Below are 15,174 nucleotides of genomic sequence, written 5' to 3'. Positions count from 1 at the left end.
CGATCTGGGCTGTTTCCCTTTCGACGCACGGAGCTTATCCCCCGCCGTCTCACTGCCGCGCTACACACACCGGCATTCGGAGTTTGGCTGACGTCAGTAACCTAGTAGGGCCCATCGGCCATCCAGTAGCTCTACCTCCGGTGTGCAACACACGACGCTGCACCTAAATGCATTTCGGGGAGAACCAGCTATCACGGAGTTTGATTGGCCTTTCACCCCTACCCACAACTCATCCCCTCAGTCTTCAACCTAAGTGGGTTCGGGCCTCCACGCGGTCTTACCCGCGCTTCACCCTGGCCATGGGTAGATCACTCCGCTTCGGGTCCAGAACACACCACTACACCACACACTATTGCGTGGATACGCCCTATTCAGACTCGCTTTCGCTGCGGCTACCCCACCCGGGTTAACCTCGCGACATGTCCCTGACTCGCAGGCTCATTCTTCAAAAGGCACGCCATCACCCCACGCAAAACGAGGGCTCTGACGGCTTGTAGGCACACGGTTTCAGGTACTCTTTCACTCCCCTCCCGGGGTACTTTTCACCATTCCCTCACGGTACTAATCCGCTATCGGTCACTGGGCAGTATTCAGGCTTACCGGGTGGTCCCGGCAGATTCACAGCAGATTCCACGGGCCCGCTGCTACTCGGGGAAACAGTTCCACGAAAGCCGTTGAGTTTTCGTCTACGGGGCTCTCACCCTCTACGGACAGACCATCCCAGGCCACTTCAACTAACCCAACGGTTTATCACTTTCGCCCAGGCCGGCGGACCTGAGAAGAAACGCCCCACAACACCGCACACACAACCCCCGCCGGGTATCACATGCATACGGTTTAGCCATCCTCCGCTTTCGCTCGCCACTACTCACGGAATCACACTTGTTTTCTGCTCCTACGGGTACTGAGATGTTTCACTTCCCCGCGTTCCCCCCTGCACCCTATGAATTCAGGTACAGGTGACACGACATCACTCGTGCCGGGTTTCCCCATTCGGACATCCTCGGATCCACGCTCGGTTGACAGCTCCCCGAGGCATATCGCAGCCTCCCACGTCCTTCATCGGCTCCCAGTGCCAAGGCATCCACCATGCGCCCTTAAACACTTACAACACAAAACCAAAAGCTATATAAAACTTTGAAATTGCACATCAACACACACAACAAACCACCACCCCCAAAAGGGTGGTGACCACCATGCGCGCTAGATGCTCGCAACCACTATCCACAAATCAAACACCACACCCCACCACCAAAACCTGGGGCAACAACACACCAACCCCCAAACCAGGGGACGGCACCACCTCCGGTTTCCCACAATCGGGACGAAGAGATAGCGGGCCTGTTGTCTCAAAGCCCAATAGTGTGTCTGATGATTTCCTCGCGACCCGAATCCCGTCGAGCCACAGCGTTTGTCATGCACCCGAACCACACCCACTACAGGCGCGGCCCATCCATCGAATCGCCCAAACACGGCACCCCGCACGATGCGGACCGGCTCAGGTCTCGTGGTGCTCCTTAGAAAGGAGGTGATCCAGCCGCACCTTCCGGTACGGCTACCTTGTTACGACTTCGTCCCAATCGCCGATCCCACCTTCGACCGCTCCCTCCCACAAGGGGTTAGGCCACGGGCTTCGGGTGTTACCGACTTTCATGACGTGACGGGCGGTGTGTACAAGGCCCGGGAACGTATTCACCGCAGCGTTGCTGATCTGCGATTACTAGCGACTCCGACTTCACGGGGTCGAGTTGCAGACCCCGATCCGAACTGAGACCGGCTTTGAAAGGATTCGCTCCACCTCACGGCATCGCAGCCCTTTGTACCGGCCATTGTAGCATGTGTGAAGCCCTGGACATAAGGGGCATGATGACTTGACGTCATCCCCACCTTCCTCCGAGTTGACCCCGGCAGTCTCTCACGAGTCCCCGCCATAACGCGCTGGCAACATGAGACAAGGGTTGCGCTCGTTGCGGGACTTAACCCAACATCTCACGACACGAGCTGACGACAGCCATGCACCACCTGCACACAGGCCACAAGGGAACCAATATCTCTACCGGCGTCCTGTGCATGTCAAACCCAGGTAAGGTTCTTCGCGTTGCATCGAATTAATCCACATGCTCCGCCGCTTGTGCGGGCCCCCGTCAATTCCTTTGAGTTTTAGCCTTGCGGCCGTACTCCCCAGGCGGGGTACTTAATGCGTTAGCTACGGCACGGATCCCAAGGAAGGAAACCCACACCTAGTACCCACCGTTTACGGCGTGGACTACCAGGGTATCTAATCCTGTTCGCTCCCCACGCTTTCGCTCCTCAGCGTCAGTTACTGCCCAGAGACCCGCCTTCGCCACCGGTGTTCCTCCTGATATCTGCGCATTCCACCGCTACACCAGGAATTCCAGTCTCCCCTGCAGTACTCCAGTCTGCCCGTATCGCCCGCACGCCCACAGTTAAGCTGTGAGTTTTCACGAACAACGCGACAAACCACCTACGAGCTCTTTACGCCCAGTAATTCCGGACAACGCTCGCACCCTACGTATTACCGCGGCTGCTGGCACGTAGTTGGCCGGTGCTTCTTCTGTACCTACCGTCACTTGCGCTTCGTCGATACTGAAAGAGGTTTACAACCCGAAGGCCGTCATCCCTCACGCGGCGTCGCTGCATCAGGCTTGCGCCCATTGTGCAATATTCCCCACTGCTGCCTCCCGTAGGAGTCTGGGCCGTATCTCAGTCCCAGTGTGGCCGGACACCCTCTCAGGCCGGCTACCCGTCGTCGCCTTGGTAGGCCATCACCCCACCAACAAGCTGATAGGCCGCGGGCCCATCCCACACCGCAAAAGCTTTCCCCCACCAGTCATGCAACCAGCAAGGTGTATTCGGTATTAGACCCAGTTTCCCAGGCTTATCCCAAAGTGCAGGGCAGATCACCCACGTGTTACTCACCCGTTCGCCACTCGAGCACCCCCGAAAGGGCCTTTCCGTTCGACTTGCATGTGTTAAGCACGCCGCCAGCGTTCGTCCTGAGCCAGGATCAAACTCTCCAAACAAAAACCCCCGGACAAACCGGAAAGAATTCACAATCAGAGAAAATCTGACCAAGCAACCAGTCCAAAACTGGTCAAAAAAACCACACCCCTAAACGGGAAAAAGAAGTGCGGCAAAAACAACAAACAAAAACCACCAAACACACTATTGAGTTCTCAAACAACACACCCGCGCTGCAGGCAACCCTGCCACTGTACTCCACGTGGACAGAGACGTCAAACCGCGTCCTCCAGTCCTAATGCCCTGGGGCCGTTGGCTTCTCATGAAAGACTACGCCTTCTCTGCCCCAGGCCAAAATTGCCCCCCTTTGAGGGGCAGGGTCTAGGCGACCCGCTCTATTTCGGCGCCCAGACTGACGAGGTTCTCGACGAACAGCGGATAGCCGCGGTCGATGTGGAACACGTCGTGAACTTCGGTGTCACCGTCGGCGACCAGGCCTGCCAGCACCAAACCGGCACCCGCGCGGATATCTGACGACCACACCGGCGCGCTGGAGAGCTGCGGGATTCCACGCACCACGGCGTGGTGGCCGTCTGTACGCGTGTCGGCGCCGAGCCGGACCATCTCCTCAACGAATCGGAATCGGGCCTCGAATACGTTCTCGGTGATCATCGACGTGCCGTCGGCGATGGACGCCAGGGCGATGGCCATCGGCTGAAGGTCGGTCGGGAACCCGGGGAACGGCAGCGTCGCGACGTTGACCGCCTTGGGCCGCTCGTATTGGACCACGCGGAATCCGTCGTCGGTCTGCGTGACGGTGGCACCGGCATCGTGCAGCTTGTGCAGCACCAACTGGAGATGTTGAGGGTCCACGCCCGTCACTGAGATGTCCCCGCGGGTCATCGCCGCGGCGATGCCCCATGTGGCCGCCACGATGCGGTCGCCGATCACTCGATGCTCGGTCGGGTGCAGGCGGTCGACGCCGGTGATCGTCATCGTCGGCGTCCCCGCTCCGGAGATCTGGGCGCCCATCTGGTTGAGCATCGTGCACAGATCGACGACGTCGGGTTCCCGCGCGGCGTTGTGAATCGTCGTCACGCCTTCGGCGACAACGGCCGCCATCAGAATGTTCTCCGTGGCCCCCACCGACGGGAACTCGAGCTGAATCTCCGCGCCCCTCAAGTGCTCTGCCTCCGCGACGACGCAGCCGTGCTCGATGTTGCATCGCGCACCGAGCTGCCGCAGACCGGCTTGGTGCATATCCAGCGGCCGTGAACCGATCGCATCGCCACCCGGCAGCGCCACCTTGGCCCGCTTGCAGCGGCCGACCAGTGGACCGAGCACGCATACCGAGGCGCGGAACTGCCGGACCGCGGCGAAATCTGCGTCGTACTTGGGCTCATCGGGCGAGGTGACCCGCACGACGTCGCCGTCTAGTTCGACCGTGGCGCCCAGGCCGCGCAGGACCTCCGCCATCAGCGGCACGTCAAGAATGTCCGGACAGTTGGTAATCGTGCTGGTGCCCTCAGCCAGGAGCGACGCCGCCATCAGCTTCAATACGCTGTTCTTGGCCCCCCCGACAGCAACTTCGCCCGATAACCGGTTTCCACCGGTCACCACGAATCGCTCGCTCACGCCGGTTAGTGTAAACAGCGCCGCGGGGCAGTGTCAGTTTCCGCGTGGAGTCTGCCGAGTACCGTTTGACTATGGCAGTTCATCTGACCCGCATATATACCCGGACCGGGGATGACGGAACCACCGGTCTGAGCGACTTCAGCAGGGTGTCAAAGAACGACGCGCGGCTCGCGGCATACGCCGATTGCGACGAAACAAACGCTGCCATCGGCGTGGCCATCGCGTTGGGCAACCCGGGCGAGCAACTCCGAAATGTGCTGCGGCAGATCCAGAACGACCTGTTCGATGCGGGCGCCGACCTGTCCACTCCGGTGATCGACAACCCCGAACATCCGCCGCTGCGGATCACGCAGAGCTACATCGACCGCTTGGAGTCGTGGTGCGACGAGTTCAACGAACCGCTGCCGGCGCTGAATTCGTTTGTGCTGCCCGGCGGTACGCCGCTTTCAGCGCTGCTGCACGTCGCCCGCACGGTGGCACGCCGGGCGGAACGCTCGGCGTGGCAGGCGGTCGATACGCACGAAGACACAATCAGCGTCTTACCTGCCAAATACCTGAACCGGCTCTCGGACCTGTTGTTCATCCTGTCGCGAGTGGCCAACCCTGACGGCGACGTTCTCTGGCAACCGGGTGGATGAGCGCTTGCGCGAAGACGATTGAATCAAAACGTCCGGCGGCGCGCGCGAGGCGACGGACGCGACTCGAGCCACGATAAGAACGCCGTCAACGCGCCGCGATCCAGCGCCACTTCGTATCCACGCCGCCGTTCCGGGCTGGTGTCACGCAGCTCGAGAATGACGATTTCATCGGTCATGATGTCGAATTCGTCGCCGCGAGGCCCGCGCCGGGAAACGATCTCCAACCCGCGGCGGCTCAGCGTCCTATCGGGCCACCACCGCAGGCTCGATAGCCGATAGAACCCGGCTTCCTCTCCGCGGTAACGCATTACGCCGTGTCGCCAGCCGTGCCCTCCGACGGCCGGCACATCCCGCAGTATGGCGGCCGTGCCGCCGACCTGTCTCAGTTTCCACAGCCGGTAACTCAGCGCGACAACGACTACCAGCAGCACACCGACCAGCGCGACCATGACCATCATGGACGCGCTCATCGGCTGGCCTAGTCGATCTGGCCCAGGGCGCGAAGCCTCGCTCGACCCTTGGCGGCTGTTGCGGGATCGTCGGATTCGGCGTCCCGTTGCGCTGCGGCTTCGTCGATCTCCGAATCGAATTCGGCGCTCTCAGCCAGCACGGTCACGCCCTGCTCGGTGACGGACAGAAAGCCTCCATCCACAGCGATGCGCAGGTCGTCTTCTCCCTCACGCTCGACACGCACCATCGCGTCATCGACGAGCTGGGCGACCAACGGGATGTGGTTGGGCAGGATGCCGATCTCACCGGAGGTGGTGCGGGTGAACAGAAACGTGCCCTCGCCCGACCAAATCTTGCGGTCGACCGCGACGATGTCGATGTTCAGTTCGGCCATCTCACATCACCTTTCGGTGCGAGCCAGACCTAGTCATCCTTCTTCTCACCCTCGTCCGACTTCGCGGAGCCGTTGCCGCCACCCTCGAGCTTCACGCCGAAACTCTCGGCCTTCTTGGCCAGGTCGTCCAGGCCACCGATCAAGAAGAACGCCTGCTCGGGCACGTGGTCGAATTCGCCCTTGGTCAGCCGGTCGAACGCCTCGATGGTTTCCTTGACCGGAACCGTCGAACCGGGCTGGCCGGTGAACTGCTCGGCGGCCATCATGTTCTGCGACAAGAAGCGCTCGATGCGACGCGCGCGCTGCACCAGCTGCTTGTCCTCTTCGGACAGCTCGTCGATACCGAGAATCGCGATGATGTCCTGAAGGTCCTTGTAGCGCTGCAGGATCCGGATGACTTCCTGTGCGACGCGATAATGCTCGTCGCCGACGACGCTCGGGTCCAGAATCGTCGAGCTCGACGCCAGCGGATCCACCGCCGGGAAGATGCCCTTGGAGAACACCGAACGGCTCAGCTCCGTGGTGGCGTCGAGGTGGGCGAACGTGGTCGCCGGCGCCGGGTCGGTGTAGTCGTCGGCAGGCACGTACACGGCCTGCATCGAGGTAATGGATCGGCCACGCGTTGAGGTGATGCGCTCCTGCAGCTCACCCATCTCGTCGGCCAGCGTCGGCTGGTAGCCCACAGCCGACGGCATACGACCGAGCAGCGTCGACACCTCCGAGCCGGCCTGCGTGAACCGGAAGATGTTGTCGATGAACAACAACACGTCCTGTTGCTGTTCGTCGCGGAAGAACTCCGCCATCGTCAGCGCGGACAGCGCAACTCGCATACGGGTGCCGGGCGGCTCGTCCATCTGGCCGAACACCAGCGCGGTGTCCTTGAGAACGTCCGCCTCGCCGAGCTCTACCCACAGGTCGTTGCCCTCACGGGTGCGCTCGCCCACGCCCGCGAAAACCGAAGTGCCGCCGAAGTTGCGGGCGATGCGGTTGATCATCTCCTGGATCAGAACCGTCTTGCCGACACCGGCGCCGCCGAACAGCGCGATCTTGCCGCCACGCACGTATGGCGTCAGCAGGTCGACGACCTTCAGGCCCGTCTCGAGCATCTCGGTGCGCGGTTCGAGCTCGTCGAACGGCGGCGGCTTGCGGTGAATCGGCCAGCGGTCGAAGTCTTTTCCGTAGTCCGTATCGTCCAGGCAGGCGCCGAGCGCGTTCCACACGTGCCCCTTGACCCCGTCACCGACCGGGACCGAGATGGACGCGCCGGTGTCCACGACATCCACGCCGCGGACCAGGCCGTCGGTCGGTTGCAGCGAGATGCAGCGCACCAGGTTGTCACCGAGATGCTGCGCCACCTCCAGCGTCAGCGTCTTGGCGAGTTCGGAAAACGTGACCTCGGCGCGCAGCGCGTTGAACAGTTCTGGCACTGCGCCACGGGGGAACTCGACGTCGACCACCGGGCCGGTTACCCGAACCACGCGGCCGTTGGTGTCCTTCTTGGTTGCGCTATCGGTCTTTTCGGCGGTAGCAGTCATCTCTTCTTCCTTCTAACGGGCTAACGTCTGGCGTCGGCCAACGCGTTCGCGCCGCCGACGATTTCACTGATTTCCTGGGTGATCTGGGCCTGCCGCTCGCGGTTGGCCTCCAACGTCAGAGCCTTGATGAGGTCGTCGGCGTTGTCGGTGGCCGATTTCATCGCCCGCTGGCGCGATGCGAGCTCAGAGGCCGCCGACTCGAGCAGTGCGGCGTAAACCCGGGTTGCCAGATACCGCGGCAGCAGCGCATCGAAAAGCGTTGTGGCGTCGGGCTCGAACGAGTACAACGTGCGCGGCCCCAAGTCTTCCCCTACGTACTCGACGACCATCGGGGCGATTCGGTGCGCGACTGCGCTCTGCGACATCATCGACTTGAACTCAGTGGAGACGATGTGCAGCTCGTCGAGTCCCAGGATCCCGTCGGGTCCTGGATCGTCGCCATGATCGTCTGCTCCGGCAAGGAAGGCGTCGACCAGCGTCGAGGCGATCTCCTGGGCGTTCTCGTACGTCGGTTGTTCGGAGAACCCGTTCCACGAATCGGTGATCTTCCAATTGCGGAACCGGTAGTAGTTCAGCGCCTTACGACCCACGGTGTAGACGATCGGCGTTTTGCCCTCTTGCCGCATGAGGGAGAACAACTCCTCCGCGCGACGGAACACGTTCGAGTTGTATCCCCCACAGAGACCGCGGTCGGATGAAACCACCAGAATGCCTGCCCGCTTCGGCTCGTCCCGCTCGACGAGCAGCGGATGGTCCAGCGCCGCCTCGGCGGCCAGCGTGGTCAGCATCGAGGTGATCTCGAAGGCGTAAGGCCGCGCCGCCTGGAGACGGTTCTGCGCCCTGCCGATACGCGAGGTCGCGATCAGCTCCTGCGCCTTGGTGATCTTTTTGATCGACCCAGCGGAGCGAATACGCCCGCGCAATTCGCGAAGTGTGGCCGCCATATCGACTACTTCTTCTTCGGTGCCGGCTTACGAACCTTCACCGATTCTTTTTCGAGATCTCCTTCGTCGAGCGCTCCGACATGCTCATCGGGGACGACCGAGCTGCCGTCGGATGCCGCGAAGCCCTTCTTGAACTGGTTGATCGCCTCTTCGAGCTTCTCGCTGAGTTCGTCGCCGAGCTTGCCCGATTCGCGGATCTCCTTGAGGATCCCCTCGTCCGACGCGCGCAGGTGATCGAGGAATTCGGTCTCGAATCGGCTGACGTCTTCGACTGGAACCGAGTCCAGATGTCCTTGCGTACCAAGGAAGATCGAGACGACCTGCTCCTCGACCGACAGCGGCTGGTACTGCGGCTGCTTGAGCAGCTCGACCAGCCGTGCACCGCGCTCCAGCTGCGCCTTCGAGGTCGCGTCCAGGTCGGAGGCGAACGCGGCGAACGACTCCAGTTCGCGGTACTGCGACAGGTCCAGTCGCAGAGAGCCGGCCACCTCCTTCATCGCCTTGATCTGCGCGGCACCACCCACACGGGACACCGACACACCGACGTTGATGGCCGGGCGCACACCCTGGTTGAACAGATCGGACTCCAGGAAGCACTGGCCGTCGGTGATCGAGATGACGTTGGTCGGGATGTAGGCCGAGATGTCGTTGGCCTTGGTCTCGATGATCGGAAGTCCGGTCAGCGAGCCACCACCCAGCTCATCGGACAGCTTGGCGCAGCGCTCGAGCAGCCGCGAGTGCAGGTAGAACACGTCGCCCGGATAGGCCTCGCGACCCGGCGGGCGGCGGAGCAGCAGCGAGATCGCGCGGTAGGCCTCGGCCTGCTTCGACAGGTCGTCGAAGACGATCAGCACGTGCTTCCCGTCGTACATCCAGTGCTGGGCGATGGCCGAACCGGTATACGGCGCAAGCCATTTGAAGCCGGCAGAGTCCGACGCGGGCGCGGCGACGATGGTCGTGTACTCCATCGCACCACCCTCCTCCAACGCGCGAGCCACCGAGGCGATCGTGGTGCCCTTCTGGCCGATGGCGACGTAGACGCAGCGCACCTGCTTCTTTTCGTCGCCGGACTCCCAGTTCTGGCGCTGGTTCAGGATGGTGTCCACACAGACCGCGGTCTTGCCGGTCTTGCGGTCACCGATGATCAGCTGACGCTGGCCGCGACCGATCGGGGTCATCGCATCGATGGCCTTGATGCCCGTCTGCAGCGGCTCGCTCACGCCCTGTCGCTGGACCACAGACGGGGCCTGAATCTCCAGTGCGCGACGGGTTTCGGGCTCGATGTCGCCCTTGCCGTCGATCGGCTGGCCGAGCGGGTTGACTACCCGGCCGAGGAACGCGTCGCCGACGGGAACCGACAACACCTCACCGGTGCGCTTGACCTGCTGGCCTTGTTGGATTTTCTCGAAGTCACCCAAAATCACGGCGCCGATGTTGTGCTCGTCGAGGTTGAGCGCTACACCCAGCACGCCGCCGGGGAACTCGAGCAGTTCCTGCGTCATGACTGAGGGCAGGCCCTCGACGTGCGCGATACCGTCGCCGGCGTCGATGACTGTACCGATCTCCTCGCGCGCGGTGTCTGCGGTGAAACTCGAGACGTAATCCTCGATCGCACCCTGGATATCGTCAGCGGAGATGGTCAACTCTGCCATGGCTTTTCGTCTTCCTGCTCTTACCGTGTGGGGTCTTGTCGTGTGGGGTTGGTCATTCCGGCAGCTTGGTTTCGGCGGCCGCCAGCTTCGACGAGAGCGTCCCGTCGATCACCTCGTCGCCGACGGCGATGTTCAGTCCGCCGAGCAGTTCGGGATTGACGTGCAGCTGCACCGAAACCGGGTGTCCATAGATGCGGCTCAGCACCTCCGTCAACCGCGTGCGCTGCGAGTCGCTCAAATCAGCGGCGGCGCTGGCGTGAGCCACCACCTCGCCTCGGCGCGCCACCGCAAGCTCGGCGAGGTCGAGCACGGCGTCGTCGGCACGCTCGCCGCGAAGCAACTCGATGGTCTGCGAAAGCAGCTGTGCCGTGGTCTCATTCACGCCGGAGCCGCTGTCGAGCACGTCGCGAACCAGCTTGACCCGGTCCTCGGCGGGGGCGGTGTAATCGCTTAGAAGCGTGGTCAGCTGCGGTTGCGTGTCGAGGACGCGACTGAAGCGGAACAGCTGCTCCTCCACATCGCCGGCCTCGTCTTCGCGTTCCGCACGCACCAGCAGGGCCAGCCGCGCAATGTGCTCGGTGGCGTCGACGAGGTTGTCGTCGGACGACCAGCGGCCCGAGACAGCGGCCTTCAGCACCTCCAGCGCGGTATCGCCGACCTTGCCCTCCAACAGGGTCTCCAGCAGGCCGATCTTGGCCGACGGGTCGTCGGCCGGGTCGGCGAGGTGACGCGTCAGGACCGACTCGGCAGCCAGCAGTTTCGCGACCGAGGCCAAATCGTCTGCCACCGAGGACAGTTGGTCGGCTTTGAGGTCGGCCGTCGCCTCGTCGAAGCTGTTGACCAGTGCCGCCAACGATTCCCGGCTCGCCGACCGCAGCCGCGCGCTCGCCCGATCTTCGATCACCGCTTCGGACGGTGCCATCGCGTCGAGTTCGTCGAGGAATCGATCGACGGTCGCCGACTGCAACTCGGGATCCGAAATGTGCTCGCGGACCAATTCACCTGCACGACGGACCGACTCGCCGCCCAGGTCTTGACGCAGTTGACGAATCAACTGGGCGCGTAGCAGCTGAACCTGCTGGGCGCCTTGCACTTTGATCCGCTCGACCTCGGTGTCCGCCTGGGCACGCAGCTGTTCCACGAGGCGCTCGGCGTCCACCTTGGACTCTTCGGTCACCCGCTTGGCCTCTGTCTTGGCTTGTTCGAGCGCCTTCTCGTGCGCCTTCTCCGCCTCGTCCAGCCGCTTCTTGGCGTCCGCGCTCTCCTCGAGCTGCTTGCGCACAGTTTCCTGCTGGTTAGTCATCATCTTGCGGACAGGCGGCACCACGTAGCGCCAGATGATGAACACGATGACCGCGAACCCGACGAGCTGGCCGATAAATGTCGACATATGGTTACCGTCCCGACGCCGTTGTGGCGGTGTTGATCTCGACGCCAAGCACGCGGCTGGCCAACGTGTCCGACAGCGTCTGGACAGAGGCGCGCAAGTCAGACTCAATGGCATCGGATTGCCGCTTCAGCTGGTCGGCAGCTTGCTGCAGCGTCGAAGCCACTTCTTCTGAGGCCCGGCCGCGCATGTCCTCCAAGATCTTTCGACCTTCTGCACGTGCGCCGTCGCGGACCCCTGAGGCTTCGCCACGGGCCTTGGCCATCTCGGCTCGGTAGTCCTCGTCCGCGGCGGAGAACTGGTCGGCCGCCTTCCTGCTGTCCTCGACGGTCTGCTTCACCATGGCTTCGCGTTCGCGCAAAACCTTGGAGATCGGCGGCACTACCCATTTGCCAATCACGCCGAGCACGATCAAGAAGATGATCAGCACGACGAAGAAGGTGCCGTTGGGGACGAGGAAGTTGCTGGTGCCACCACCTTCCTCGGCCGCCAAAAGGACGACGTTCGGGTCAGCCATACCGAGGGGCTACTTAACCGGAGTGGCGAACACGAACAGGGCCATGAACGCCAGGTTGATGAAGTAAGCAGCCTCAACCAGACCGACCGTGATGAAGAACGGGGTGAACAGCCTGCCCTGCGCTTCCGGCTGCCGGGCGATGCCGGCGATCAGCGCATTACCCGCGATGCCGTCACCGATACCGGCGCCGATTGCACCGCCGGCCATGATGAGTCCACCGCCGATGAGCGCGCCGGCAGCGATTGTGGGATCCATTCCTTATCCTCCTTGATAACTGGTAGTGGTCCTACCAGGTTGTGGGTCCTGCTTGTTCGGGTCGGCTAGTGATGGTCCTCGTCGAGCTCCATCGACTGGCTGAAGTACAAGATCGTCAGTAGCGCGAAGATGAACGCCTGGATCGCGCCGACGAACAGGTCGAAGCTCTTCCAGATTGCGTTCGGCAGCCACAGGATGTACGGCGGGAAGAGTGCGATCAGAGCCACCAGGATCCCGCCGGCGAAGATGTTGCCAAAAAGTCGGAGCGACAACGAGATCGGCTTCGCCAGCTCTTCGACGAGGTTGATCGGCGCGAGGAACGCGACGTGGCCCTTGAGCAGCTTCACCGGGTGCCCGATGATGCCGCGGCGCCAGATGCCCGCCGCGTGATAGCAGATGAAGACGAACAGCGCGAGGGCGAGCACAAAGTTGATGTCGGACGCCGGTGGCTTCAGCAACTCGTGCGTGCCGCCGTCAGCGGTGGTGTACTGCACCGGCAGCACGGACAGCCAGTTCGCGGCCAAGATGAACACGAACAACGTCACGGCCAGCGGCAGCACGAACGGCGCGATCTTCATGCCGATCGCCGTTTCGATCTGGTTGCGCAGCTGGGTCGTGATGGCTTCCCAGAACAACTGCACACCGCCGGGCACGCCGGTCGAGGTGACCTTCGCGCGCAGGAAGAATGCCAGGCCGATGACGATCACTGCGGCGATCGCGGTGGCGTACACGGTGTCGGTATTGACCGTCAGCCCGAACCACTTGGCGGTCTCGTGGTGACCGACCTCGATTGCGGCTTCGGCGAGGATCGTCTCGGTCATTGCTTGGGGCCCTCTCCTTCGAGTCCGTCAGCTGCATCGGCCCGCAATTTCTTCATCACGGGCAGTGCGGTGGATATCACCAGCACCACCTGAAACAGGGCCATGCCAAACACCACTCCGAGTCCCTGCGGCCGGAAGATGAAAGCGATCGTCAAACCGATCACCGTCATCACCAACAGTCGGGTGGCGGAGTTCAGCGCCATCTTGCGTTTGAGCGGATGCGCGTCGGCGGTGATGGCTTCCACCGACCGCTGCACGAGCACCGCGTTGAGCAAACCCAGCCCGAGGCCGACACCGAAGAAGACGCCGACCATCACATGGCCGAGCAGTCCGGCCGCCAGCGTGGCCAGGCCGGCCAGCACGACGCAGACTGCGAACAGGCGCAACGGCCTGAAGGCAACGGACGGAAACACCAACGGCGCGTCTTGCGCTGGCGTCGTCACTGCTTCACCTCAATCCCGCGGTCACGAGTTGCTGTCCCGATGATCCTGTGAGTCGCGCCACGAGCGTATCGGAGGGCGACGGGCTCGCTGGAATCACCCAAGGGGCAGCTCCCTTTGTCGGTCGTTGTTCCGTGCCAATCGGTGGTGAACCGATGGCCCGGGGCCGGCAACCCGCGAGGTTAATTTCGGGTTCTAGCAGCACCCTAACACATGGTTAACGCCATAAATCGGGGCCTACTACTTTTTGTCGTACATTTCCTCGACGGGGTCACCGCGGCGGCGCAGAAGCGGGATGAGCGTGACGACGATCGCGACCACAATCGCACCCAGCATGACGGCTCCGGTGTAGCGCGGGTCGAAGAAGATCGTGCTCGCCGCCCCCAACGCGACGATGCCGACCCACAGATATATGAGCAGCACTACGCGCCGGTGCGAATGACCGATCTGCAGCAAGCGGTGATGCAGATGCATCTTGTCCGGGGTCGAGAAATGCACTCCCGCACGCGTCCGGCGAATCACCGCCAGCAGCATGTCGAGCATCGGCACGAACATCACCGCAACTACCAACAGGAACGGTGACAGAAGAGCGAACACGTCGCGCGCCCCGTACGCGTTCTGCGAGATCGGGCCTGCCGCCGTGGTGGAAGCCGCGGCCAGCATCAGACCGATCAGCATCGAGCCTGAATCACCCATGAAGATGCGGGCGCGGTGAAAGTTGTGCGGCAGAAAGCCCAGACACGCACCGGCCAGTACGACGGAGATGACTGCTGGCGGATAGAAGAGGACGTCGCCGCCGTGGTCGTGGAGCAGGCCGACGGAGAAGATGCAGATGGCCGACGCGGTGATGAGGCCCAGGCCCGCGGCGAGCCCGTCGAGCCCGTCGACGAAGTTCATCGCGTTGACGATCGCCACCGTCAGCGCAAGTGTCAGCAGGATCGAGGACACCTGGTCGAGCACGATGGTGCCGACGCCACCGATCGGGATGTAGAGCACGCTCCACGCGACGCCCATGGTGACCAGCACGCTGGCGGCGGTGATCTGGCCGGCGAATTTCGTCAACGCGTCCAGGCCCCAGCGGTCGTCGATCAGACCGATCGCCATGATCAGCCCACCCGCCACCACGACGGCGGGCATGCCGGATGAATACACGAAGCCGCGGGTGAGCGCCGGAAGCTGCGACGCCAGCAGGACTGCGGCGACTACACCGGTGTACATGGCAAGGCCGCCCATGCGCGGTGTCGGCTGCAGATGTACGTCGCGCTCGCGCGGATAAGCGACCGCACCGAGCTTGGTGGCCAGGACTCTGACCCAGCCCGTGGCGAAGTAGGTGATGATCGCGGCGGTAAGTCCGACGAGCGCAAGCTCACGCAGCGGCACGCCCGCGCCGCGATCGTTGAGCGGGAGCAGTCCGCTGGCCAGATCGCTCACCATTGGATGAACCGTACTTGAGAAGGTTGAGAGGGTGCGCCGTCCCGGGTGAGGGCCGAGTCAATGGACACCCCGGTCTAGCCCGTCAACACA

13 protein-coding genes and 2 rRNA genes are annotated in these 15,174 nt (G+C 62.7%); 1 reads left to right on the top strand and 14 read right to left on the bottom strand.

Annotated elements, in window-relative coordinates:
- The 3 genes from VJV41_RS12615 to murA all read right to left on the bottom strand — a co-directional run.
- A 23S ribosomal RNA gene (locus VJV41_RS12615) occupies positions 1-1,111 on the bottom strand; the annotation flags it as partial.
- Positions 1,112-1,521: 410 nt separating this feature from the next.
- Positions 1,522-3,044: ribosomal RNA gene (locus tag VJV41_RS12610) — 16S ribosomal RNA — on the bottom strand.
- Positions 3,045-3,363: 319 nt separating this feature from the next.
- A complete protein-coding gene (gene murA, locus VJV41_RS12605; RefSeq protein WP_325334143.1) occupies positions 3,364-4,617 on the bottom strand; it encodes a UDP-N-acetylglucosamine 1-carboxyvinyltransferase in 1,254 nt (417 codons plus the stop codon).
- A gap of 71 nt (positions 4,618-4,688) precedes the next feature.
- Here murA and VJV41_RS12600 point away from each other — a divergent pair, with 71 nt between their 5' ends.
- Complete coding sequence (locus tag VJV41_RS12600; RefSeq protein ID WP_325334141.1) at positions 4,689-5,255, top strand: cob(I)yrinic acid a,c-diamide adenosyltransferase; 567 nt, start codon at positions 4,689-4,691, stop codon at positions 5,253-5,255.
- Positions 5,256-5,278: 23 nt separating this feature from the next.
- Here VJV41_RS12600 and VJV41_RS12595 read toward each other — a convergent pair whose 3' ends face one another.
- From VJV41_RS12595 to VJV41_RS12545, 11 genes are all read right to left on the bottom strand, one after another.
- Positions 5,279-5,725, bottom strand: a complete 447-nt coding sequence (locus VJV41_RS12595) for a DUF2550 domain-containing protein (protein ID WP_325334139.1) — start codon at positions 5,723-5,725, stop codon at positions 5,279-5,281.
- 8 nt (positions 5,726-5,733) lie between these two features.
- Positions 5,734-6,099, bottom strand: a complete 366-nt coding sequence (locus VJV41_RS12590) for a F0F1 ATP synthase subunit epsilon (protein ID WP_325334138.1) — start codon at positions 6,097-6,099, stop codon at positions 5,734-5,736.
- Positions 6,100-6,128: 29 nt separating this feature from the next.
- Positions 6,129-7,634: a F0F1 ATP synthase subunit beta gene (atpD, locus tag VJV41_RS12585; protein ID WP_325334137.1), complete on the bottom strand. Its 1,506-nt coding sequence runs from the start codon at positions 7,632-7,634 to the stop codon at positions 6,129-6,131.
- Positions 7,635-7,654: 20 nt separating this feature from the next.
- A complete protein-coding gene (locus VJV41_RS12580; RefSeq protein WP_325334135.1) occupies positions 7,655-8,578 on the bottom strand; it encodes a F0F1 ATP synthase subunit gamma in 924 nt (307 codons plus the stop codon).
- 5 nt (positions 8,579-8,583) lie between these two features.
- Entirely contained in the window at positions 8,584-10,230 is a 1,647-nt protein-coding gene (atpA, locus tag VJV41_RS12575) for a F0F1 ATP synthase subunit alpha (protein ID WP_325334133.1), read from the bottom strand.
- 52 nt (positions 10,231-10,282) lie between these two features.
- Positions 10,283-11,620, bottom strand: a complete 1,338-nt coding sequence (locus VJV41_RS12570) for a F0F1 ATP synthase subunit B/delta (RefSeq protein ID WP_325334132.1) — start codon at positions 11,618-11,620, stop codon at positions 10,283-10,285.
- 4 nt (positions 11,621-11,624) lie between these two features.
- Positions 11,625-12,134, bottom strand: a complete 510-nt coding sequence (locus VJV41_RS12565; RefSeq protein ID WP_325334130.1) for a F0F1 ATP synthase subunit B — start codon at positions 12,132-12,134, stop codon at positions 11,625-11,627.
- Between the two features lie 9 nt (positions 12,135-12,143).
- On the bottom strand, positions 12,144-12,389 hold the full coding sequence (locus tag VJV41_RS12560) for a F0F1 ATP synthase subunit C (protein WP_059158422.1): 246 nt from the start codon (positions 12,387-12,389) through the stop codon (positions 12,144-12,146).
- A 65-nt stretch (positions 12,390-12,454) separates the two neighbouring features.
- The gene (gene atpB, locus VJV41_RS12555; RefSeq protein WP_325334125.1) at positions 12,455-13,210 is read right to left on the bottom strand and encodes a F0F1 ATP synthase subunit A; all 756 of its coding nucleotides are present in this window, start codon (positions 13,208-13,210) and stop codon (positions 12,455-12,457) included.
- A complete protein-coding gene (locus tag VJV41_RS12550; protein ID WP_325334123.1) occupies positions 13,207-13,653 on the bottom strand; it encodes an ATP synthase subunit I in 447 nt (148 codons plus the stop codon). Before VJV41_RS12550 ends, atpB begins: the two co-directional genes overlap by 4 nt.
- Before the next feature lie 237 nt (positions 13,654-13,890).
- Positions 13,891-15,084 carry an MraY family glycosyltransferase gene (locus tag VJV41_RS12545; protein ID WP_325334121.1) on the bottom strand — a complete coding sequence of 398 codons (1,194 nt, stop codon included), beginning with the start codon at positions 15,082-15,084 and terminating at the stop codon, positions 13,891-13,893.
- Between the last annotated feature and the right edge of the window lie 90 nt (positions 15,085-15,174).

This window comes from Mycobacterium sp., assembly GCF_035274705.1.
GTDB lineage: Bacteria > Actinomycetota > Actinomycetes > Mycobacteriales > Mycobacteriaceae > Mycobacterium.
The sequence above is the reverse complement of the archived record's forward strand: the minus strand, read 5'-3'. Positions and strand labels throughout refer to the sequence as shown.